The organism is Streptomyces sp. NPDC093984 (genome assembly GCF_044764595.1).
Classification (GTDB): Bacteria; Actinomycetota; Actinomycetes; order Streptomycetales; family Streptomycetaceae; genus Streptomyces; species Streptomyces cynarae.
In genome coordinates this window covers 837,706-858,874 of the sequence record NZ_JBIWIM010000003.1, presented here as the reverse complement: position 1 = coordinate 858,874, position 21,169 = coordinate 837,706, and the positions used below count along the sequence as shown (strand labels likewise).

Below are 21,169 nucleotides of genomic sequence, written 5' to 3'. Positions count from 1 at the left end.
CGCCGGGCACCCAGCCCATCGGCTCCCGCCTCCAGGGCAGCGGCCATCAACGCCTGGTAGTCCACCGACAGCACCTCGGGCCCGGCCGCGTCCTGGCGGTGAGGCACCGCCCGGCGCGGGCCCACCGGCTTCCTGGGCGACACGACGGCCACGGCGGGCGCACCCTCCTCTGCCAGTGCCTCCAGATACTGCTCCAGCCCGATCACCCGGCGCCTGAGCACCTCTTCCGCCTCAGCCAGGGCCGCACGCACTCGCTCCAGCTCGGCTTCGAGGTCCTCCACCCGCACCGCCGCGGCTTTCTGCCGCGCTTCCAACACCGCCCGCATCGACGGCATCCGCCACCCCCACGAGATGTCGGTCAGCAACGGACCGAGACTTCCGTGCCAGCCGTCATCTCACGCCTGATCAGTGGAAACCGCACATGAGGTTCGGTAAGAGAACGACCTCTGAGCGGATGGAGGCCTGTCCGGGGGCTCGGTGCTGAGGCGGGACGGGCCGACGGGCGCCTGCGGCCTGTCCTGCGGCCTGTCCTGCGGGCGTCAGAGGAGGTGTCCCGGCCGCGTTAGGCTAGATGGTCACCCCTGACAGTTCCGTCCAGCTCACGAAAGTCGCGAGATGTCTGCCGAAGCCGCTGTATCGGTGTTCCCGCAGCTCGAAGCCCTGCTGCCGCACGTGCAGAAGCCGATCCAGTACGTGGGCGGCGAGCTGAACTCCACCGTCAAGCCGTGGGACGAGTGCGACGTCCGCTGGGCACTCATGTACCCCGACGCCTACGAGGTCGGGCTGCCCAACCAGGGCGTCATGATCCTCTACGAGGTCCTGAACGAGCAGCAGGGCGTCCTCGCCGAGCGCACCTACAGCGTGTGGCCGGACCTGGAGGCTCTGATGCGGGAGCACGGCGTCCCGCAGTTCACCGTGGACAGCCACCGCCCGGTGAAGGCCTTCGACGTGTTCGGCATCAGCTTCTCCACGGAGCTGGGCTACACGAACATGCTGACGGCGCTGGACCTCGCCGGCATCCCGCTGGAGTCCAAGGACCGGACCATCGACGACCCGATCGTCATGGCGGGCGGCCACGCGGCCTTCAACCCCGAGCCGATCGCGGACTTCATCGACTGCGCGGTGATCGGCGACGGCGAGCAGGCGGTCCTGGAAGTCAGCAAGATCGTCCGCACCTGGAAGGCGGAGGGCCGCCCCGGCGGCCGCGAGGAACTCCTCTTCCGCCTGGCGAAGACCGGCGGGGTGTACGTCCCGGCGTTCTACGACGTCGAGTACCTCCCCGACGGCCGTATCGCCCGCGTGGTCCCCAACCGCTCCGGCGTCCCGTGGCGCGTGTCGAAGCACACGGTCATGGACCTCGACGAGTGGCCCTACCCCAAGCAGCCGCTCGTCCCCCTGGCGGAGACGGTCCACGAGCGCATGTCGGTCGAGATCTTCCGGGGCTGCACCCGAGGCTGCCGCTTCTGCCAGGCGGGCATGATCACCCGCCCGGTCCGCGAGCGCTCCATCACGGGCATCGGTGAGATGGTCGACAAGGGCCTGAAGGCCACGGGCTTCGAAGAGGTGGGCCTCCTCTCCCTGTCCTCGGCGGACCACTCGGAGATCGGGGACATCGCCAAGGGCCTGGCGGACCGCTACGAGGACGACAAGATCGGCCTCTCGCTCCCCTCCACCCGCGTGGACGCCTTCAACATCGACCTGGCGAACGAGCTCACCCGCAACGGCCGCCGCTCGGGCCTGACCTTCGCCCCGGAGGGCGGCTCGGAACGCATCCGCAAGGTCATCAACAAGATGGTCTCGGAGGAAGACCTCATCCGCACGGTCGCCACCGCCTACGGCAACGGCTGGCGCCAGGTGAAGCTGTACTTCATGTGCGGCCTGCCGACGGAGACCGACGAGGACGTCCTCCAGATCGCCGACATGGCGACGCGCGTGATCCAGAAGGGCCGCGAGGTCTCCGGCTCCAACGACATCCGCTGCACGGTCTCGATCGGCGGGTTCGTCCCCAAGCCCCACACCCCCTTCCAGTGGGCGCCCCAGCTCTCCGCCGAGGAGACGGACACGCGCCTGGAGAAGCTGAGGGACAAGATCCGCGGCGACAAGAAGTACGGCCGCTCGATCGGCTTCCGCTACCACGACGGCAAGCCCGGCATCGTCGAGGGCCTGCTGTCGCGCGGCGACCGCCGGATCGGCGCGGTGATCCGCGCGGTGTACGACGACGGCGGCCGCTTCGACGGCTGGCGCGAGCACTTCTCCTACGACCGCTGGATGGCGTGCGCGGAGAAGGCGCTGGCCCCCTACGGCGTGGACGTCGACTGGTACACCACCCGCGAGCGCACCTACGAGGAGGTCCTCCCCTGGGACCACCTCGACTCGGGCCTCGACAAGGACTGGCTCTGGGAGGACTGGCAGGACGCCCTCGACGAGACGGAGGTCGAGGACTGCCGGTGGACGCCTTGCTTCGACTGCGGGGTGTGTCCGCAGATGGACACGCACATCCAGATCGGCCCGACGGGCAAGAAGCTGCTTCCCCTGACGGTCAAGAACGCTGCGCCGGCGCCCGCGTCGAGCGGTCACGCGCACTGAAGGTCAGGCGCCGCCAGAGCCCGGGCCGTAGAGCGCGGCGATGTCCTCGGAGGTCGCCCACCGGCTGTAGGTGGGCGACTGAGGCCAGCCCTCGGGCGAGTCCTGCCATTCCTCCTGCCGTCCGTACGGCAGGACGTCGATCAGCGCGAAGGTGTGACTGAGCTGCTCGGTACCCCGGCCGTTGGTGTGCCAGGTGCGGTAGACGGTGTCGCCGTCGCGCAGGAACACGTTGACCGCGAATCCTCCGCCGGGCGGTGCGCCGACGTCGGCGCCGAACGAGCTGTTGGCAGTCGAGTACCAGGTCATCCGGTTGCCGACCCGCTGCTTGTAGGCGAGTGCCTCTTTGATCGGGCCCTGGGTGACGATGACGAATCGCGCGTCGTAGTTGTCCAGGAACTCCAGGCGGGTGTACTGCGAGGTGAACCCCGTGCAGCCCGGGCACTGCCATTCCTTCCCGGCGAACCACATGTGGTTGTAGACGATCAGTTGCCTCCTGCCTTCGAAGACGTCCACCAGCCGAACGGGGCCGTCCTCGCCCTCGAGGGTGTAGTCGGGCATCTCGACCATCGGCAGGCGGCGACGCTCGGCGGCGATGGCGTCGAGTTCCCGCGTCGCGGCCTTCTCCCGGGCACGCAGTGCCTCGAGTTGGCGCTCCCAGGTTGCGGCGTCGACGACGGGCGGTAGTGCGTGGCTGGTCATGGTCCCCTCACAGAGCTCGTGCGCGGCTTTCGCTTGTCCAGAGGTAGACCGCACCGGGCTCCGGAACTCATCGGTCGCCGGCCGAACCGTCTCGGCCGGCTCACCGCCCGGCAGGGCCTGCGCGTCGCGCGAGCGCCGGGCGCGTGGCCCCGGTAGCGGGAGCGGTGGCGGCCTGGAGGATCAGGTCGGCGACGGCGTCGGGGCGGGCGATCAGGGACACGTGGCAGGTGTCGATCTCCACGGTGTGGGACCGGGCGCGCTTGGCCTCGAAGCGTTCCTGATCCGGACTGATGGTCATGTCCTGCCGGCCCACCAGGGCCCAGGACGGGATGTCCTTCCACGCCGCGACCTGGGCCTTCTCCGAGAACGCGGTGCCGGCCGCGGGCCGCTGGGTGACCGCCAGCAGATTCGCCTCGCTCGCCGGCAGGCAGGCGGCGAAGACCGGGTGCACCTTGTCCCGCTTGAGGTACAGGTCGGTCCCGCTGACGTCGCCCGCCCGGTAGGGCACGGATGTGGTGGCGGTGCCGAGGGCGCTGGGGAAGCGGGCGGACAGCGACATGCCGCTTTCGCCCACGTCGGGCATCAGTGCCGAGATGTAGACGAGGGACTTCACCTGGGGGTTGCCGGCTGCGGCCGTGCTGATCACCGCTCCGCCGTAGGAGTGGCCGGCCAGCACTACGGGGCCCTTGATGCTCTTGAGCACGGAGGCGATGTAGGCGGAGTCGCTGTAAAGCCCGCGCAGTGGGTTGGCTGGGGCCATGACCGTGTAGCCGCGGCGCTCGAGCCGTTCGATCACCCCGTTCCAGCTGGAGCCGTCGGCGAAGGCGCCGTGCACCAGGACGATGGTGGGCTTCGCGCCGCTTGCGCCGCTGTCCGCGGCGGCCGGGACCCCTGTGACCGCGCACAGGGCGGCGACGGCGCATCCCGCCACCGCGATGCGGGAGCGGTGTGTGCGGCGGCGTATGCCGTGGATCGCGGATGTGGTCATGCCCTTCTCGCTTTCCTCCGGGGTGTACGCACATCAGCGTTCACGCATCGGTGCTGTCGAGCCCGCTCATCCGGTGCAATCGGGTGAAACCGGCGTCTCGGGCTGTCCGTCGAGCGAGATGTCCTCCGCGCGGTGGCAGGGCGGCCCAGAGGGCGCCTGCGGGGGCAAACCCCCGTAGGAACAGGCACGTTGGCCGGATGGGACGGGCGGTCGTGATCCGCGAGGCTCATCGGCATGAAGCAGACCAGCAGCACAAGAGCCGTCTGGACCGCCGTATCCGCCGCCGTCCTCTGTCTCGCCGCCCCGCTGACCGTCTCCCCGACCGCGTCCGCGTCCGCCGAGGCCCCCTCCCTGAACTGGACCAGGTGCGAGGGCAGCGGGCTCCATCCCCGCCAGCAGTGTGCGTCCGTCGAGGTGCCGATGGACTACGCCGACCCCGACGGCCGGAAGATCGACGTCGTGGTCTCCCGCATCCCCGGCGAGAAGCCGTCCGCCCGCCGCGGCGCGCTGCTGCTGATCCCCGGCGGCCCCGGAGGCTCCAGCCTCAACGACCCGTCGGGCAAGGGGCAGAAGCTGCCGCAGGAGGTGCGGGACTCCTACGACCTGATCGGTTTCGCGCCGCGCGGTCTCGCGCCCTCCACCTCCGTCAGCTGTGGTCTCGAACACGGCGACCTCGCCCTGTCGAAGCTGCGGCCCTGGCCCGCGGCGGACGGGTCGGTCACCGGGAACATGACCACTGCGCGGCGGGTGGCGGACGCCTGCGCGCGCAACGGCGGTGAGCTGATCCGGCACATCAGCACGGTCGACGAGGCCCGCGACATCGACCGCATCCGCGCCGCGCTCGGCGAGGGCAGGCTCTCCGCGTGGGGTGTCTCGTACGGTACGTACGTCGGTGCCGTCTACAGCCAGTTGTTCCCGCAGCGCACCGACCGTGTCGTGCTCGACAGCAACGACGACCCCGACCCCGTCAGGGTCTCCCGTGCCTGGGTCGCCGCGTACGAGACCGGCGTCGAGGACACCTTCCCCGAGTTCGCCCGGTGGGCCTCGGCGCCCGGCAACCCTGACCGGGTGGCCGCGACGGCGGCAGAGGTGCGACCGCTGTTCCTGCGCCTGGCCGCACGCCTCGACCGGGCACCGATCCCCTGGCCGGGCGCCAACCCCGAGGAGCTGAACGGCAACGTGCTGCGCCAGGCGATGCTCGACAGTTTCTACACGCCCAGCCGTTTCCCCGCCCTGGCGAAGCTGATGCTGGCCGCCCGGAACGGCACCGTGCCGCCCGCGCCCGCGGCACAGCCCGATGCGGTGCTGCAGAACGTCACCGCGGTCAGCGCCGCGACCATCTGCAACGACGTGGCCTGGCCCAGGTCGGCGGCCGCGTACAGCGGCGGTGTCGCCGAGAGCCGCCGGAAACACCCGCTGACCGCCGGCATGCCCCGGAACGCGATGGTCTGCGCCGCCTGGCCGTACCCGCCGGAGCAGGCGCCGGTCCGGATCACGTCGAGTGGGCCGTCCGGCATCCTGCTCGTGCAGAACGCACACGACGTCGCCACCCCGCTGAGCGGCGCGCGCAAGCTCCGCGAGGCGTTCGGGGCGCGTGCCGTCATGGTGACCGTCGACTCCACCGGCCACGGCTCCTACCTGGCCAACGGGAACGCGTGCGGCGACCGCACCGTCTCCCGCTTCCTGGCGACCGGAGAGCGGCCCGACCGGGACATCCACTGCCCGAAGGGGCCGTCACGCCGTGGCTCGTACGTGTGATCTTTGAGGTCTCCCGCGGAGGGGTTTCGCGAACCGGCACCGCCGGGCACCCGGAGATGGGGGGCCCGGCGGGAACGTTTGGGCCGCCCGGCACGTAATCTAGGTAGGAGTACCACCGCTCTCACGAAGGACTGAACGACACTGGGCAAGCGACAGCCCGAAGGCCCGCCGCCCGCACCCGCGGTGCAGCGCATTCGACTGCGCTACACCAAGCGCGGCCGCCTCCGGTTCACCAGCCACCGTGACTTCCAGCGCGCCTTCGAGCGTGCGTTGCGCCGTGCCGAGGTGCCGATGGCGTACTCGGCGGGGTTCACGCCGCATCCGAAGGTGTCGTACGCCAATGCCGCACCCACCGGCACGGGCAGTGAGGCGGAGTACCTGGAGATCGCGCTCAGCGAGGCGCGCGATCCGGAGCGGCTGCGTGTCCTCCTCGACGAGTCGTTGCCCGCCGGGCTCGACGTCCTGGAGGCGGTCGAGGCCCGCACGTCGGGGCTCGCCGACCGGCTGACGGCCTCCGTGTGGGAGCTGCGGCTGGACGGTATGGACCCGGCGGACGCAGAGCGTGCCGTCGCGGCCTTCAACGCGGCCGAGAGTGTCGAGGTCCAGCGCCTGACCAAGAACGGCATGCGCACCTTCGACGCCCGTCCCGCCGTCGCGAGCCTGGAGCGCGTCGAAGCGCACAGTTCGCCGGCTGATAGGCCGAGCGACCAGCCCTGTGCGATACTGCGGCTGGTTGTTCGGCACGTGACGCCTGCCGTACGACCCGACGACGTCCTGTCCGGTCTCCGCGCCGTGGCCGACCTGGCGCCGCCGGTCCCCGCAGCGGTGACCAGGCTGGCGCAGGGGCTGTTCGATGAAGAGACCGGCACGGTGACCGACCCGCTCGCGCCCGACCGCGAGGCAGCAGCGACCGAGCCGCATCCGGCCGCCGCCACTGCCGCCGCGACGGCGCCGGCGTAAGGAAGGTCCCGCGCAGGGACGTACGTCGTAGCGCCGCCCTCGTACTCGGGAGCCACCTGGGTCGGGCAGCGCACCGACCAGAAGACTTTCGCCAGGCCGTGCACAACAAGGAGTACGGAACCGGCGAGACAGGACACAGAGAGCTCCCGTGCGGCGCCCGCGCCCCGGACGGCGGCACCGCGCACAGCGCGAGCCGCGGACGTCAACGGCGATCCATGCCGGACCAGGCGCGGCGCCCGGGAGCCTGACGGGAGAAACGCCCGCATGCTCGAACCGACCGAACCCACTGAGGGTTCCGAGAACAACACCCCCAGCGACACCCTGCCGCCGCGCCGTCGGCGCCGCGTCGCATCGCGCCCGGCGGGCCCGCCGAGCGCCGACGCCGTGACCGGCGAGGTCACGGTGCCCGACCCCCCGAACGGGGCCGGGCCGGCCATACCGGCGGAGGCGGAGCCCCCGACCGCTGGGACAGAAGAGACCGAGGAGACCGGGGCGGTGGCCGAGGCCGCCGTTTCCGGTGCCGCCGAAGCCGAGCCCGCCTCCGCGGAGGCGCCCGCTCCGGCTCGTGCGCGTCGTCGTGCCACGCGTCGTGCGTCGGCGCCCGCCGGGTCGCCCGCGACCGCGGAGGCCGTGGAGGTCGTCGTGCCCGCCGGTGGTGACACCGCCGAGTCGCCCGCCGTCCCCGCGGCCGAGGAGGAGCCGGTCGCCGAGGAGGCGCCCGCTCCGGCTCGCCCCCGTCGCCGTGCCGCGCGTCGTGCGTCGGCGCCCGCCGGGTCGCCCGCGGCGGCCGAGACCGCCGAGGTCGTCGTGCCCGCCGGTGGCGCCGGTGGCGAGACCACCGAGGAGGCGCCTGAGCTCGCGGAACCGGTCGCCGCGGAGGCGCCCGCTCCGGCCGGTCCGCGTCGCCGAGCCACGCGCCGCGTCTCGGCGCCCTCCGAAGCGCCCGCCCCCGCCGAGGCCGCGGAGCAGGAGGCTGCCGCCGAGGCCGAGACGAAGGCGGCCGAGCAGGCCCCCGCCGAGGAGCCCCAGGCCCCCGCCGCCGAAGAGCCCGCTCCCCGCCGTACCCGTCGCCGTGCCACCCGTCGGGTGTCCGCTTCGGCCGCCCCCGAGGGTGCCGCCGACGAGGCCCCGCAGGCCGAGGCCGTCGGGACGGCCGGCGTGAGCGAGAAGGCCGAGGCCGTCGAGGAAGGCGCCCACGCCCCCGCCTCCGCGCCCGCCCCCGCCGCTGCCGAAGCCGAGCCGGTCGCCGAGGAGGCCGCCCCGCGTCGTCGCCGTCGCGTCGTCCGCAGGGCCGCCGGCGGTTTCTCCGAGCCCGCACAGCCCGCCTCCGCCGCCGATGAGGCGTCCGAGGCCGCGCAGCGGCCCGCGCGACCCGCCGTGGCCGTGTTCCAGGCGCCGGTGTTCACCGAGCCGATGTTCCAGACCCCGGAGCGGGCCGCCGCTGCCGCTGCCGCCGAGGCGGCGGAGCAGGAGGAGGTCGCCGAGGAGGAGACCGCTGGTGCGCGGCGCCGCCGTCGTCGCCGGGGCGGTGACGAGGAGCCCGTGGCTGTGGCGCCCGAGACCACCGACGAGGTGGAGGAGCCCGAGGAGGCGGAGGAGTCCGTCGAGGGCGAGGATGCGGAGGAGACCGGTTCGCGCCGGCGCCGCCGCCGTGGTGGCCGCCGTCGTCGCCGTGGCGAGTCCGCCGAGGCCGAGGGCGAGTCCGCGGAGGGTGACGAGACCGAGGAACTCGCCGCCGAGCAGGCCGCGCAGGACGCCGAGGACACCGCCGAGCAGGTGGAGGAGGACGACGAGGAGGCCCAGGAGCACGCCGAGGACACGACGTCCTCCAGCAGCACCAGCCGTCGCCGTCGCAGGCGCCGCCGCCGGGCCGGTGACGTGCTCGTCGACAACGAGCCGACGCCCGACGATCCGGAGCGCACGGTCGTCAAGGTCCGCGAGCCGCGCAAGGCCGCCGAGCCGTCCGACGAGGTGCAGTCCATCAAGGGCTCGACCCGTCTGGAGGCGAAGAAGCAGCGCCGCCGGGAGGGCCGTGAGCAGGGCCGCCGCCGCGTCCCGATCATCACCGAGGCCGAGTTCCTGGCCCGCCGCGAGGCGGTCGAGCGTGTGATGGTCGTCCGGCAGAACGGCGAGCGCACGCAGATCGGCGTCCTCGAGGACGGTGTGCTCGTCGAGCACTACGTCAACAAGGAGCAGTCGACCTCGTACGTCGGCAACGTCTACCTGGGCAAGGTCCAGAACGTGCTGCCGTCGATGGAGGCCGCCTTCATCGACATCGGCAAGGGCCGCAACGCGGTGCTCTACGCCGGTGAGGTCAACTTCGAGGCGCTGGGCATGGCGGGCGGCCCGCGCCGCATCGAGTCCGCCCTCAAGTCCGGGCAGTCGGTCCTCGTCCAGGTGACCAAGGACCCGATCGGCCACAAGGGCGCCCGCCTGACCAGCCAGGTCTCCCTGCCGGGCCGTTACCTCGTGTACGTGCCCGAGGGCTCGATGACCGGCATCAGCCGCAAGCTGCCCGACACCGAGCGGGCCCGGCTGAAGACCATTCTCAAGAAGATCGTCCCCGAGGACGCGGGCGTCATCGTGCGCACCGCCGCCGAGGGCGCGAGCGAGGACGAGCTGCGCCGGGACGTCGAGCGGCTGCAGGCGCAGTGGGAGGACATCCAGAAGAAGTCGAAGAACGGCAACGCGCCGACGCTGCTGTACGGCGAGCCGGACATGACCGTCCGGGTCGTGCGCGACATCTTCAACGAGGACTTCTCCAAGGTCATCGTCAGCGGTGACGACGCCTGGGAGACGATCCACGGATACGTCTCGCACGTAGCGCCGGACCTCGCGCCGCGTCTGCAGAGGTGGACCAGCGAGGTCGACGTCTTCGCCACGTACCGGATCGACGAGCAGCTCGCCAAGGCGCTGGACCGCAAGGTGTGGCTGCCGAGCGGCGGTTCGCTGGTGATCGACCGGACCGAGGCGATGGTCGTCATCGACGTCAACACCGGCAAGTTCACCGGTCAGGGCGGCAACCTCGAGGAGACCGTCACCAGGAACAACCTGGAGGCGGCCGAGGAGATCGTCCGCCAGCTGCGGCTGCGCGACCTCGGCGGCATCATCGTGATCGACTTCATCGACATGGTGCTGGAGTCCAACCGGGACCTGGTGCTGCGGCGCCTGCTGGAGTGCCTGGGCCGGGACCGTACGAAGCACCAGGTCGCCGAGGTGACCTCGCTGGGCCTCGTCCAGATGACCCGTAAGCGGGTCGGCCAGGGCCTGCTGGAGTCGTTCTCCGAGACCTGCGTGCACTGCAACGGCCGTGGCGTGATCGTGCACATGGACCAGGCGCCGGCGGCCGGCGGCGGCAAGCGCAGGAAGCGCGGCCGGGGCGGCGCCGAGGCCGAGCCCGAGACGCACGAGGCGGTGGCGGCCGAGGTCGAGGAGGCCGTCGAGGCCATGGTCGCCGAGGAGCCCGAGGTCGCGGTTCCGGCGGCGCTGTCGGAGTCGGCCGTGACGGAGTCGCTGATGGACTCGGTCGCGCCGGACGAGGAGCTGTACAGCAGCGTCGCCGAGGCCGAGGCCGCCGCGTCCCGGGGCCGTTCGCGGCGCCGGGTGAGCCGGCGGGCGTCGGCTCCGGCGGGCGCCCCGCGGACCGAGGAGCGGGCGCCGAAGTCCCGTACCGACGAGCGCGCACCGAAGTCGCGGTCCGAGGCGGAGGCGGAGCCGGTGGCGGCCGAGGACCCGGTCGTCGAGGCGCCCGCGCCCGTCGAGGAGGAGGCCGCGCCCAAGGGCCGTACGCGCCGTCGGGCGACCCGCAAGGCGTCGGCGCCGGCCGGTTCGCCCGCCGAGGCCGTGGTGACGGTCCCGGAGGTCGCGCCGCAGCCCGCCGAGGAGCCGGAAGCCCAGGCCCCGGTCCCGGCCGAGCCCGTGGCCGAGCCGGCCGAGGCGCCCGTGGAGAGCGCCCCGGCCCGTCCGCGCCGCCGTGCCGTCCGCAAGGCCACGGCGCCGACGTCGTCGGAGGAGACGGCGGTCGTGGTGGTCCCGTCGGCGGCGGAGGCCCCGGCGGAGCAGGCTGAGGCCCCGGCGGAGGCCGAGCCCGAGGCGGCGGCGCCCGCCAAGAAGGCGGCCCGCAAGACCGCCAAGAAGGCCACGGCGAAGAAGGCCGCCACCAAGAAGACGGCGGCCAAGAAGACGGCCGCGAAGAAGACCGCCGCGAAGAAGACGACCGCCAAGAAGGCGGCGGCCAAGAAGACGGCGGCGGCCGAGCAGCCGGCGCAGCCGACCGTCTCGGTCACCACGGAGGACTGACCCTCCGACGCGACGGAACCGTCACGACGGCGGCCCGCCCGGATATCTCCGGGCGGGCCGCCGTCGTGTGGCGTCGTGTGGGGGAGTGGCGGACAGGACCCGGTTTGACCCTTCCCGACCCGGCCCCGTAACCTTGACCGTCGGCGTGTCCACTGATGCGCCACATCCCCGTAAACCTTCTTCCTCCCGGACGCGGGCCGCAAGGGCCGGCCGGGAGAGGTCGCTCGCGTGTTTCGCAGGGCGGCTGGCCTGCGGGGGTGCCGTTCCCGAGCGAGAGAGTGAGTTCCGCGTGTACGCGATCGTGCGCAGCGGTGGTCGCCAGCACAAGGTTGCTGTCGGCGACATCGTCGAGGTTGACAAGATTTCCACCGCCAAGGTCGGCGACACGGTCGAGCTCTCGACCCTGCTCGTGGTCGACGGCGACTCCGTGACCAGCGACCCGTGGGTGCTGGCCGGCATCAAGGTCCAGGCTGAGGTCGTGGACCACCACAAGGGCCAGAAGATCGACATTCTGCGCTACAAGAACAAGACCGGTTACCGCCGTCGCCAGGGCCACCGCCAGCAGTACACGGCGATCAAGGTCACCGAGATCCCCACGGCTGCGAAGTAAGGGACTGAGAACAGATGGCACACAAGAAGGGCGCATCGTCCACCCGGAACGGTCGCGACTCCAACGCCCAGCGGCTCGGCGTGAAGCGCTTCGGCGGTCAGGTCGTCTCCGCGGGTGAGATCCTGGTCCGTCAGCGCGGCACCCACTTCCACCCGGGCGCCGGCGTCGGCCGTGGCGGCGACGACACGCTGTTCGCGCTGCAGGCCGGTGCGGTGGAGTTCGGCACCCACCGCGGCCGCAAGGTCGTGAACATCGTTCCGGTCGCCTGAATCTCCTGATTCACGGCTTCGACCGAACGTTTAGCGAGGCGGACCTCACTTCCCGGGCGGGAAGGCGGGTCCGCCTTTCGCTTGTTGGACAGCTGTCGGACAGCACACACCCCGTACGTTTTCTGGAGGCACTGAACCATGACCACCTTCGTGGACCGCGTCGAACTGCACGTCGCCGCGGGTAACGGAGGCCACGGCTGTGCCTCCGTCCACCGTGAGAAGTTCAAGCCGCTCGGCGGCCCCGACGGGGGCAACGGCGGACGCGGCGGCGACGTCATCCTCACCGTCGACCAGTCGGTCACCACGCTGCTGGACTACCACCACTCCCCGCACCGCAAGGCCACCAACGGCAAGCCCGGCGAGGGCGGCTTCCGCTCCGGCAAGGACGGCCAGGACCTCGTCCTGCCGGTCCCGGACGGCACGGTCGTGCTCGACAAGGCGGGCAACGTACTGGCCGACCTGGTCGGCCACGGCACCTCGTACATCGCCGCCCAGGGCGGCCGCGGCGGCCTCGGCAACGCGGCGCTGGCCTCCGCCCGCCGCAAGGCGCCCGGTTTCGCGCTGCTCGGCGAGCCCGGCGATGCGCAGGACATCGTGCTGGAGCTGAAGACCGTCGCGGATGTGGCCCTCGTCGGCTACCCGAGCGCGGGCAAGTCCTCGCTCATCTCCGTGCTGTCCGCCGCCAAGCCGAAGATCGCCGACTACCCGTTCACCACCCTCGTCCCGAACCTGGGCGTGGTCACCGCGGGCTCGACCGTCTACACCATCGCCGACGTCCCCGGGCTCATCCCGGGCGCCAGCCAGGGCAAGGGGCTGGGCCTGGAGTTCCTGCGGCACGTCGAGCGGTGCAGCGTACTCGTGCACGTACTGGACACGGCCACGCTGGAGTCCGACCGCGACCCCGTCTCCGACCTCGACGTCATCGAGGAGGAGCTGAAGCAGTACGGCGGCCTCGGCAACCGTCCGCGCATCGTCGTCCTCAACAAGATCGACGTGCCCGACGGCAAGGACCTCGCCGAGATGGTGCGGCCCGAGCTGCAGGCCCGCGGCTACCGCGTCTTCGAGGTGTCCGCGGTGGCGCACACCGGGCTGAAGGAGCTGTCGTACGCCGTGGCCGAGCTGGTCGCGAAGGCGCGTGCCGCCAAGCCGAAGGAAGAGGCGACCCGGATCGTCATCCGGCCGCAGGCCGTCGACGACGCGGGCTTCACCGTCACGCGCGAGGCCGACCGGCTCTTCCGCGTGCGCGGCGAGAAGCCGGAGCGCTGGGTGCGCCAGACCGACTTCAACAACGACGAGGCCGTGGGCTACCTCGCCGACCGGCTGAACCGCCTCGGCGTCGAGCAAGAGCTGATGAAGGCGGGCGCGAAGGCCGGGGACGGCGTCGCCATCGGACCCGAGGACAACGCGGTCGTCTTCGACTGGGAGCCGTCGCTGATGGCCGGCGCCGAGATGCTCGGACGGCGTGGCGAGGACCACCGGTTCGAGGGGGTGCGGCCTGCCGCGCAGCGGCGCAAGGAACGGCAGGCCGAACGCGACGAGGCGCAGCAGGAGTTCGACGACTTCGAGCCGTTCTGACAGCCGCGGCAGCCGGGGGTCGGCCCCGGCTGCCCTCGGGCCTGGCCTGGCCTTCTTCTGGTACGGCCCTACCACCGCCGCCGCCCGCGCCCTTCCACCGCGAGTGGGACCCGCGCAAGACGGACGATCCGCGCTGGAAGCTGATCGACGCCCACCGCGGCCACCACCTCTTCGACATCCGCCGCGACGGCATCGACGCCCAGGTCCGCGTCCCGCGGACCGTGACGCGCCCGAAGGCCTCCTCCCGCGCGTTCGCCCGGCTGCGGGTCGAGGCGGGCCTGCCGGGGGTGCGGCTGGTGTGACCGTTCGGTGACCGGGCCGGAGCGCTCCGGTCACCGTCCGCTTCCTGGACCGGTGCGCGGCGCCCGTGCGTCTTCGCGTAGATTGCCGGACGGGAGCGTATATCGCGCGCGAGGGGAAGAACACCAGGTGGCAGGCGCAAGGCAGGCCGTGGAAGAGGCCCACAGGATCGTCGTCAAGGTGGGCTCCTCCTCATTGACCACGGCCGCGGGCGGGCTCGACGCCGACCGCGTCGACGCCCTCGTCGACGTGCTCGCCAAACACCGCAGCGGAGGGGAGAAGGAGGTCGTCCTCGTCTCCTCCGGTGCCATCGCCGCCGGCCTCGCGCCTCTCGGCCTGCGCCGCCGCCCCCGCGACCTCGCCCGCCAGCAGGCCGCCGCCAGCGTCGGCCAGGGCCTCCTGGTCGCCCGCTACACGGCCTCCTTCGCCCGCTACGGCATCCGCGTCGGCCAGATCCTGCTGACCGGCGACGACACCAGCCGTCGCGCCCACCACCGCAACGCCTCCCGCACCCTCGACAAGCTTCTCGCGATGGGCGCCCTGCCGGTCGTCAACGAGAACGACACCGTCGCCACCGACGAGATCCGCTTCGGCGACAACGACCGCCTCGCCGCGCTCGTCGCCCACCTCGTCCACGCCGACCTGCTGGTCCTGCTGTCGGACGTGGACGGCGTCTACGACGGGGATCCCAGCAAGCCCGGTACCTCGCGGATAGCGGAGGTGCGGGGCCCGGAGGACCTGGCGCACGTGGAGATCGGCAGCGCGGGCAAGGCCGGCGTCGGCACCGGCGGCATGGTCACCAAGGTCGAGGCGGCCCGGATCGCGGCGGCGGCCGGCATCCCCGTGGTGCTCACCTCCGCCGTGCACGCCGCCGACGCCCTCGCGGGCCGTGACACCGGCACGTACTTCCACCCCACCGGCAAGCGCTCCGCCGACCGGCTGCTGTGGCTGCAGCACGCCTCCGCGCCGCAGGGCGCCCTCACCCTCGACGACGGGGCCGTGCGCGCGGTCGTCGAACGCCGCAAGTCGCTGCTGCCCGCCGGCATCGCCGCGGTCGAGGGCGACTTCAGCGCGGGCGACCCCGTCGAACTGCGTGACAGCGAGGGGCGGGCGGTCGCGCGCGGGCTCGTCAACTTCGACGCCAAGGAGATCCCCCGGCTGATCGGCCGCTCGACCAGGGAACTGGCGCGCGAGCTGGGCCCGGCCTACGAACGCGAGGTCATCCACCGGGACGACCTGGTCGTCCTGCACGCGTGAGGCGGTAAGCACGCGTTCCACGCATCCGCGACAGGCCGAAAGTCCCGCCCCGCGGGCCCGTCCGGTGAGGGACGTTCCGCAAAACCGCCCCACGGGCCCGCGCGGCCTGCTCCACTGGGTCTCGGGGACCGGTCGGCCGACCGGGTCCCTGACACCCATTCCGCACGAGCACCGCGTAAGGAGGCCGTCGTGAGACGAGTGCGCCCGGGGGCGGCGTCCCGCGGTGGTGGCACCTCCGGTGCCTCCCGGGGCGGCGGCCCGCGCAGGGCCGACGAGCAGCGCGCGCTGACCAGCGTCCCGGCCGGGGAGGCGTACCAGGAGCCCGCCGACGCTCACCAGGAGCCCGGCGAGACGCCCCGGCTGTGGCACGTCACGCTCAGCGTCTCGGGTGAGGAGGCCCCGCTGAAGGAGGTGCGGCGCTCCCTCGAACAGCTGGCCAACGACCACCCCTTCCTGCTGACCAGCCGCTACGCGTGCGACCACGCCGAGATCCGCTACTGGGAGGAGGCCCGGGACCTGCACGACGCCGCCGCGGTCGCGCTTCGCCTGTGGGGCGAGCACCGGCAGAGCGCGGGGCTGCCGCCCTGGGAGATCGTCGGCCTGGAGGTCGTCGACCGCGACACCTACCACCAGCGGGTCACCGAGGGATACGGGCCGCCACCGGCCACACCGGTCGGAGTTCACCCGTTTTGAGCGCGTCTCGGTGTGTGGGACGAGCCCTGAACGGGGATGTCCGGCGCACTACGCTTCCCTCATGACCACGCTCTCGCCGTACGACTCCATGTCCCCGGTGGCCCAGGCCGCCTACCGTGCCCGGGCCGCCGCCGCAGACCTCGCGCCGCTGCCGCGGTCCGAGAAGGACGACGCGCTGCTCGCCATGGCGGACGCGCTGGAGGTCCGCACGAGTGAGATCGTCCAGGCCAACGCGAGGGACATCGCCAAGGCCCGCGAGGCCGGCACCAGCGAGGCGATCATCGACCGGCTCACGCTGACCCCCGAGCGGGTCCGGGCCATCGCCTCCGACGTCCGGGACGTCGCCGCCCTGCCGGACCCGGTCGGCGAGGTCGTCCGCGGCTCCACGCTGCCCAACGGCATCGACCTGCGCCAGGTCCGCGTCCCGCTCGGCGTCGTCGGGATCATCTACGAGGCCCGGCCGAACGTGACCGTCGACGCCGCCGCCCTGTGCCTGAAGTCCGGCAACGCGGTCCTGCTGCGCGGCTCGTCCTCCGCCTACGAGTCGAACACCGCGCTCGTACGGGTGCTGCGCGACGCCGTGGGCGGGGCCGGCCTGCCCGCCGACGCCGTCCAGCTCGTGCCCGGGGAGAGCCGCGAGTCGGTGCGCGAGCTGATGCGCGCCCGCGGCCTGGTCGACGTGCTCATCCCGCGCGGCGGCGCCTCCCTGATCCGCACGGTCGTCGAGGAGTCCACCGTCCCGGTGATCGAGACCGGCACCGGCAACTGCCATGTCTACGTCGACGCCCAGGCCGACATCGACATGGCGATCGACATCCTGATCAACTCCAAGGCGCAGCGACCGAGTGTCTGCAACGCGGCCGAGACGCTGCTGGTCCACCAGGACATCGCCCCCGAGTTCCTGCCGCGCGCCCTGGAGGCCCTCGCGGACGCGGGGGTCACCGTGCACGCCGACGAGCGCGTGATGGCGTACGCCAAGGGCTCCCGGGCCACGGTGGTGGAGGCGACGGCCGACGACTGGGACACCGAGTACCTGTCGTACGACATCGCCGCCGCGGTCGTGGACTCCCTCGACAAGGCCGTGTCGCACATCCGGCTGTGGAGCTCCGGCCACACCGAGGCGATCGTCACCACCTCGCAGCAGGCCGCCCGCCGATTCACCCAACTGGTCGATTCGACGACGGTCGCCGTGAACGCCTCGACGCGCTTCACGGACGGCGGCCAGTTCGGCTTCGGCGCGGAGATCGGGATCTCCACCCAGAAGCTGCACGCCAGGGGTCCGATGGGCCTGCCGGAGCTGACCAGCACCAAGTACATCGTCACCGGCGACGGGCACGTACGGCGCTGAGCGAGCGCTCGTTCCTCAGGGCGGTGACGGTTCCCGGCACCCACCTGTGAACCCGTCTCGCCAGGCGGATGAATTTCCATACCGTCTGCCCAAATTGACCCCCCAGGTCTACTCTGGATCCGTGCCGGAGGACGTGGGGGGCACGCCGTTCGCTGACGGCCCGGAGCCCGACGACGACCGCGACCGCGGAGCGATGGACGAAGAGTTCGCCTCCGCGGTCTTCGACGAGGCCTGGATACGGGCCGCCGTGGTCCACGAGCCGACGGCCGTGGAAAGACTCCTCGCCGCGGCCCAGGCCCGCGCCGACGCCCAGGAGGCGGAGGCGCGCCGGGCGCGCGGCAGGGCCGCACGGGGCGACGAGGAGCGCTACGACGACGGATTCGGTCCCGATGGCTTCGGCCACGGCCTGGACCCCGACGACCTGGACGACGTGGACGTCCTCGACGGCCGCTACGGCACCACGGGCCCCTTCGGCAGGGCGTACGGCAAGGGCGCCCGCTGGCACCGCCCGGTCGCCTGGATGCTCGCCCTCGTGATGGGCATCGGCATGGTCGCCCTGGCCTTCACCGCGGTGTACCGGGGCGGGTCCTCCGGTCGTCAGGAACAGGTCCCCACGCCCGCCTCGACCGGTCTGGAGCAGGGCCAGGAAGCCGGCACGGGTATCGGCCCCTCGGCCTCCGCGGACTACTCGCCCCCGGCGTTCTCAGCGGTGCCGCGGACCCCCTGACCTCCGCACGCCGCCGACCCCCTGACCCCCGAGCCGGGCGTTCCACAAGCTCACGGGCGATGGGCCGAACGACCCCGACCCAGGGTTGGAAACTCGTTCGAAAACCTGGTGAGGACCTGTCAGAACTTGTCGTGTACCAGGGCGTTTACCCGGGCTCCCGGAGACCTACTCTGAAGATATGGGCGGGCCTGGAGACCCACCTGAGGGGCTGCCCGAGGGTGCTCCCAGTGGTGGCGAGGACGAGTACCGATCCGTCGTGTTCGACGAGTCGTTCGTCCGGGCTGCCCGCCTCCAGGAGTACTCCGCCCAGGAGCGGATGGCCGACCACGCCCCCGCCGTGCGCCGGCGCCCGCTCCTGCACCGCGCGCTGCCCAGACAGGCGCTGATCCTCGTCCTGCTCATAGCCGTCGCCTTCGCCACCGCCATCTACATGGGCGTGCGCCATCCCTACCAGGCGCCCAGGGCCCAGACCGTCGAACCGCTGCGCATGACGGTGATACCGCTGGCCCCGCAGTCCGCCGTACCCGGCGCCACGGACCCCGAGGCGCTGTACGCGCACAGCCCCGCCGCGCAGTTCCGCGTCGGCGCCCAGGGCATCACCTTCCCCGCCGCCCGGCGTACCGCGCACTTCTCCGAGAGCCAGGTCTACGCCGCCCTGAGCAACGCGAAGAACTACCTGGTCGCCTCCTCGCTCGACCCGGCCGTCCTCACCGGTGGCGCCGTGCGCCCGGTGCGCCTGCTGCTCGATCCGCAGCAGCTCGACCAGTTCGACCAGAGCTTCTCCCACCCCGCCTCGGACGGGCGGCACGCGGCCACCGGCTGGCTGGTCCGCTTCGACCCCTCCCGGGCCCGGCTGGCCGACCAGGACATCCGCGTCCAGGGCACGCTCCAGGCCACGGAGGCCGACTCCGACACGCTGGAGGTCAGCGCCGACCACACCGTGGTGTACGCGCTGAAGCCGGCCGGTTCCGACGCCAAGGCGAAGGCGTCGCTGTTCACCGTGCGCCGCCAGCTGACCTTCCGCTTCGACCGTGACGACCTGCACCTGAACCAGGCGGAACTGGTCGCCGCCTACGTCCAGGCCGGACCGCTCACCTGCGCCGAGGACACCGCGAACCACCTCCGGCCGCTGCTCGCCGGCCAGACCGCCAAGGCGGGCGGCCCGGCCGGCACCGACCCCTTCGCGACGGGCAGCGCGACGGCCCTGTGCGGCACGCTGTCCACGAGCGCGGAACCGAAGGTGTAGGGACCGCCCGACCGCCCACAGGTTCCGTCACCCCCGCACCCGGCCCGCCGGGTTGCGGAGCCCGTCAGTCCTTGCCGTAGGGGGTCTCGTCGCCCGGGTGGCGGTCGTCGCCCGGGTGGCTGTCGTCCGGCTCGCGCGGCGCGTCCTTGGGGGCGCTTCCCGAGAAGCCCGCGAAGCCGCGCCGCACCCGGTCGCCGAGGTCGCCCGCGCCGCCCGCGAGGTCGTTGACCAGCTTCATCAGCGGGTCCTTGGACTGCCTGACCTCGTTCGCGTAGCTCGCCGCCGACTGCCGGAAGGAGTCCGACACCGAGGTGTCCCCGTCCTCGCTGCGCCGCACGTAGTGACCGTCCATGATCCGCTGGTGGTCGCGGGAGGCGGCCCACTTCTTCAGCTCGGCCGCGCGGACCGTGGTGAAGGGGTGCGTACGCGGCAGCACGTTCAGGATCTTGAGCACGGAGTCGCGCAGATCGCCCCCGGCCTCGTACTCCTCGGCCTGCTCCAGGAACGCGTCCACGTTCATCTCGTGCAGATGGTTGCCACCCGCCATCTTCATCAGCCCGCGCATCGAGGCCTGCAGATCCTGCCCGACCAGCAGACCGGCCCGGTCGGCCGACAGCTCCGACTTGCGGAACCACTCCCGCAGCGCGGTCACGATCGCCATGATCGCGAGGTTGCCCAGCGGGATCCAGGCGACCCGGAGCGCGAGGTTGGTCAGGAACAGCAGGATGGTCCGGTAGACGGAGTGGCCCGAGAGCGCGTGCCCGACCTCGTGACCGACGACCGCCCGCATCTCCTCCTCGTCCAGCAGCTCCACGAGCCCGGTCGTCAGGACGATGATCGGCTCGTCGAGGCCGATGCACATCGCGTTCGGCTGCGGGTCCTGCGTGACGTACATCGGCGGGACCTTCTCCAGGTCCAGGATGTAGCAGGCGTCCCGCAGCATGTCGTTCAGGTGGGGGAACTGCGCGTCCGAGACCCGCACCGAGTCGGAGAGGAACAGCAGCCTGAGGCTGCGCTCGGGCAGCAGACCGCTGAGGGCCTTGAAGACCGTGTCGAAGCCGCTCAGCTTCCGCAGGGCCACCAGGGCCGAACGGTCCGCCGGGTGTTCGTACGCGCGCGAGGAGATCCCCGGAAAGCGCTTGCGCTGCCTGCTCGGCACCTGCTCGTGACCGTTCTGACCCTGACCGTCGTCGGACATGCGTTCCCCCATGTGTCTGATGGCTCACTGTGCGCGACCCGCGTGATGCGCCCCCGAAGCGGTGTCCAGCCTAGGCGGAGATACCGTGACAGGGCAGCACACCGTAAGGAGCGATCTCATGGAGCACATCAGCGCCGCCTGGCTCACCGAGGCAGCGACGGCCGCCAGCCGACAGGGCCCGGGCAACCTGCTCCGAGTCGTCCTGATCGTGATGGTCCTCGGCTGCGTCCTGACCGGCTGGTTCCTGCTGCGGGGCTACAAGCGCAAGGACTGACCCGGCCCGCCGCGCGGGGGCGCCCGGCGGGCCGGAACCGCCGGTCCGGGCCTGCCCGAAGCCCGAGGTCGGCGTCCAACGGCGGAGTCGCCGTGATGCCCGGGAACGCGCCCGCATACGATGAGCCGACGTCTTTATCCCGCCCACACCGGATAGGTACTGCCGAAGATGAGCTTCCACAGCACCGCTGCCCAGTTGGTCACCCTCGCCGAGGGCGAAGGTGAGCGCCACGCGAGCATCAGCCCCTTCATGACGGGCGGGGGCGCCCTCGTCATCCTCCTCCTGCTGCTGTGGATCACCACCCGCTTCAACCGCGACCGCTGAGCCGAGGCCAAGAGCCCGTCCCGGCCGTTCGCGGGGGCCTGTCGGCCGGTGCCCGGCT

General features: G+C 72.1%; 18 protein-coding genes. 14 read left to right on the top strand and 4 right to left on the bottom strand.

Features of this window, described 5'->3' with window-relative positions; translation table 11 throughout:
- The coding region (locus ACIRC0_RS16050) for a hypothetical protein (RefSeq protein ID WP_403616531.1) at nt 1-326 on the bottom strand (326 nt) is incomplete at its 3' end.
- A gap of 289 nt (nt 327-615) precedes the next feature.
- On the opposite strand from ACIRC0_RS16050, the gene ACIRC0_RS16045 reads away from it, so the two are divergent.
- Nucleotides 616-2,586 (top strand): TIGR03960 family B12-binding radical SAM protein, encoded by a 1,971-nt coding sequence (locus tag ACIRC0_RS16045; protein ID WP_403616459.1) that lies wholly within the window; start codon nt 616-618, stop codon nt 2,584-2,586.
- A gap of 3 nt (nt 2,587-2,589) precedes the next feature.
- Here the strand turns inward: ACIRC0_RS16045 and ACIRC0_RS16040 are convergent, their stop codons facing one another.
- Nucleotides 2,590-3,285 (bottom strand): DUF899 domain-containing protein, encoded by a 696-nt coding sequence (locus ACIRC0_RS16040; protein WP_403616456.1) that lies wholly within the window; start codon nt 3,283-3,285, stop codon nt 2,590-2,592.
- A gap of 100 nt (nt 3,286-3,385) precedes the next feature.
- Nucleotides 3,386-4,273: an alpha/beta fold hydrolase gene (locus ACIRC0_RS16035; protein ID WP_403616453.1), complete on the bottom strand. Its 888-nt coding sequence runs from the start codon at nt 4,271-4,273 to the stop codon at nt 3,386-3,388.
- 234 nt (nt 4,274-4,507) lie between these two features.
- Between ACIRC0_RS16035 and ACIRC0_RS16030 the strand changes: the two genes are divergently transcribed.
- The 11 genes from ACIRC0_RS16030 to ACIRC0_RS15980 all read left to right on the top strand — a co-directional run bounded on the left by ACIRC0_RS16030 (nt 4,508) and on the right by ACIRC0_RS15980 (nt 19,315).
- On the top strand, nt 4,508-6,031 hold the full coding sequence (locus ACIRC0_RS16030; protein ID WP_403616450.1) for an alpha/beta hydrolase: 1,524 nt from the start codon (nt 4,508-4,510) through the stop codon (nt 6,029-6,031).
- 183 nt (nt 6,032-6,214) lie between these two features.
- On the top strand, nt 6,215-6,991 hold the full coding sequence (locus tag ACIRC0_RS16025) for a TIGR03936 family radical SAM-associated protein (RefSeq protein ID WP_403616448.1): 777 nt from the start codon (nt 6,215-6,217) through the stop codon (nt 6,989-6,991).
- A 264-nt stretch (nt 6,992-7,255) separates the two neighbouring features.
- Nucleotides 7,256-11,290, top strand: a complete 4,035-nt coding sequence (locus ACIRC0_RS16020; RefSeq protein ID WP_403616446.1) for an Rne/Rng family ribonuclease — start codon at nt 7,256-7,258, stop codon at nt 11,288-11,290.
- Nucleotides 11,291-11,579: 289 nt separating this feature from the next.
- On the top strand, nt 11,580-11,900 hold the full coding sequence (gene rplU / locus ACIRC0_RS16015; RefSeq protein WP_004001309.1) for a 50S ribosomal protein L21: 321 nt from the start codon (nt 11,580-11,582) through the stop codon (nt 11,898-11,900).
- Between the two features lie 14 nt (nt 11,901-11,914).
- Complete coding sequence (rpmA, locus tag ACIRC0_RS16010) at nt 11,915-12,169, top strand: 50S ribosomal protein L27 (RefSeq protein ID WP_030605064.1); 255 nt, start codon at nt 11,915-11,917, stop codon at nt 12,167-12,169.
- A gap of 138 nt (nt 12,170-12,307) precedes the next feature.
- Nucleotides 12,308-13,744, top strand: coding sequence for a GTPase ObgE (obgE, locus tag ACIRC0_RS16005; protein ID WP_403616443.1), 1,437 nt, complete (start codon nt 12,308-12,310; stop codon nt 13,742-13,744).
- 429 nt (nt 13,745-14,173) lie between these two features.
- Nucleotides 14,174-15,301: a glutamate 5-kinase gene (proB, locus tag ACIRC0_RS16000; protein ID WP_403616440.1), complete on the top strand. Its 1,128-nt coding sequence runs from the start codon at nt 14,174-14,176 to the stop codon at nt 15,299-15,301.
- A gap of 189 nt (nt 15,302-15,490) precedes the next feature.
- Entirely contained in the window at nt 15,491-15,994 is a 504-nt protein-coding gene (locus tag ACIRC0_RS15995) for a hypothetical protein (RefSeq protein ID WP_403616438.1), read from the top strand.
- Nucleotides 15,995-16,055: 61 nt separating this feature from the next.
- Nucleotides 16,056-17,342, top strand: coding sequence for a glutamate-5-semialdehyde dehydrogenase (locus ACIRC0_RS15990; protein ID WP_403616435.1), 1,287 nt, complete (start codon nt 16,056-16,058; stop codon nt 17,340-17,342).
- A gap of 94 nt (nt 17,343-17,436) precedes the next feature.
- Complete coding sequence (locus ACIRC0_RS15985) at nt 17,437-18,069, top strand: hypothetical protein (protein ID WP_403616432.1); 633 nt, start codon at nt 17,437-17,439, stop codon at nt 18,067-18,069.
- A gap of 178 nt (nt 18,070-18,247) precedes the next feature.
- Nucleotides 18,248-19,315, top strand: coding sequence for a hypothetical protein (locus tag ACIRC0_RS15980; RefSeq protein ID WP_403616429.1), 1,068 nt, complete (start codon nt 18,248-18,250; stop codon nt 19,313-19,315).
- Nucleotides 19,316-19,379: 64 nt separating this feature from the next.
- Here the strand turns inward: ACIRC0_RS15980 and ACIRC0_RS15975 are convergent, their stop codons facing one another.
- The gene (locus ACIRC0_RS15975) at nt 19,380-20,513 is read right to left on the bottom strand and encodes a M48 family metallopeptidase (protein WP_403616426.1); all 1,134 of its coding nucleotides are present in this window, start codon (nt 20,511-20,513) and stop codon (nt 19,380-19,382) included.
- A gap of 118 nt (nt 20,514-20,631) precedes the next feature.
- Here ACIRC0_RS15975 and ACIRC0_RS15970 point away from each other — a divergent pair, with 118 nt between their 5' ends.
- Both ACIRC0_RS15970 and ACIRC0_RS15965 read left to right on the top strand, forming a co-directional pair.
- Entirely contained in the window at nt 20,632-20,787 is a 156-nt protein-coding gene (locus tag ACIRC0_RS15970) for a hypothetical protein (protein WP_200417350.1), read from the top strand.
- Nucleotides 20,788-20,955: 168 nt separating this feature from the next.
- A complete protein-coding gene (locus ACIRC0_RS15965) occupies nt 20,956-21,111 on the top strand; it encodes a hypothetical protein (RefSeq protein WP_403616423.1) in 156 nt (51 codons plus the stop codon).
- Nucleotides 21,112-21,169: the final 58 nt, after the last annotated feature.

Coding starts and splice junctions, on each gene's coding strand:
- ACIRC0_RS16045 (WP_403616459.1), top strand. CDS start 616: ATGTCTGCCGAAGCCGCTGTATCGGTGTTCCCGCAGCTCGAAGCCCTG.
- ACIRC0_RS16040 (WP_403616456.1), bottom strand. CDS start 3,285: ATGACCAGCCACGCACTACCGCCCGTCGTCGACGCCGCAACCTGGGAG.
- ACIRC0_RS16035 (WP_403616453.1), bottom strand. CDS start 4,273: ATGACCACATCCGCGATCCACGGCATACGCCGCCGCACACACCGCTCC.
- ACIRC0_RS16030 (WP_403616450.1), top strand. CDS start 4,508: ATGAAGCAGACCAGCAGCACAAGAGCCGTCTGGACCGCCGTATCCGCC.
- ACIRC0_RS16020 (WP_403616446.1), top strand. CDS start 7,256: ATGCTCGAACCGACCGAACCCACTGAGGGTTCCGAGAACAACACCCCC.
- rpmA (WP_030605064.1), top strand. CDS start 11,915: ATGGCACACAAGAAGGGCGCATCGTCCACCCGGAACGGTCGCGACTCC.
- obgE (WP_403616443.1), top strand. CDS start 12,308: ATGACCACCTTCGTGGACCGCGTCGAACTGCACGTCGCCGCGGGTAAC.
- ACIRC0_RS15990 (WP_403616435.1), top strand. CDS start 16,056: ATGACCACGCTCTCGCCGTACGACTCCATGTCCCCGGTGGCCCAGGCC.
- ACIRC0_RS15980 (WP_403616429.1), top strand. CDS start 18,248: ATGGGCGGGCCTGGAGACCCACCTGAGGGGCTGCCCGAGGGTGCTCCC.
- ACIRC0_RS15975 (WP_403616426.1), bottom strand. CDS start 20,513: ATGTCCGACGACGGTCAGGGTCAGAACGGTCACGAGCAGGTGCCGAGC.
- ACIRC0_RS15970 (WP_200417350.1), top strand. CDS start 20,632: ATGGAGCACATCAGCGCCGCCTGGCTCACCGAGGCAGCGACGGCCGCC.
- ACIRC0_RS15965 (WP_403616423.1), top strand. CDS start 20,956: ATGAGCTTCCACAGCACCGCTGCCCAGTTGGTCACCCTCGCCGAGGGC.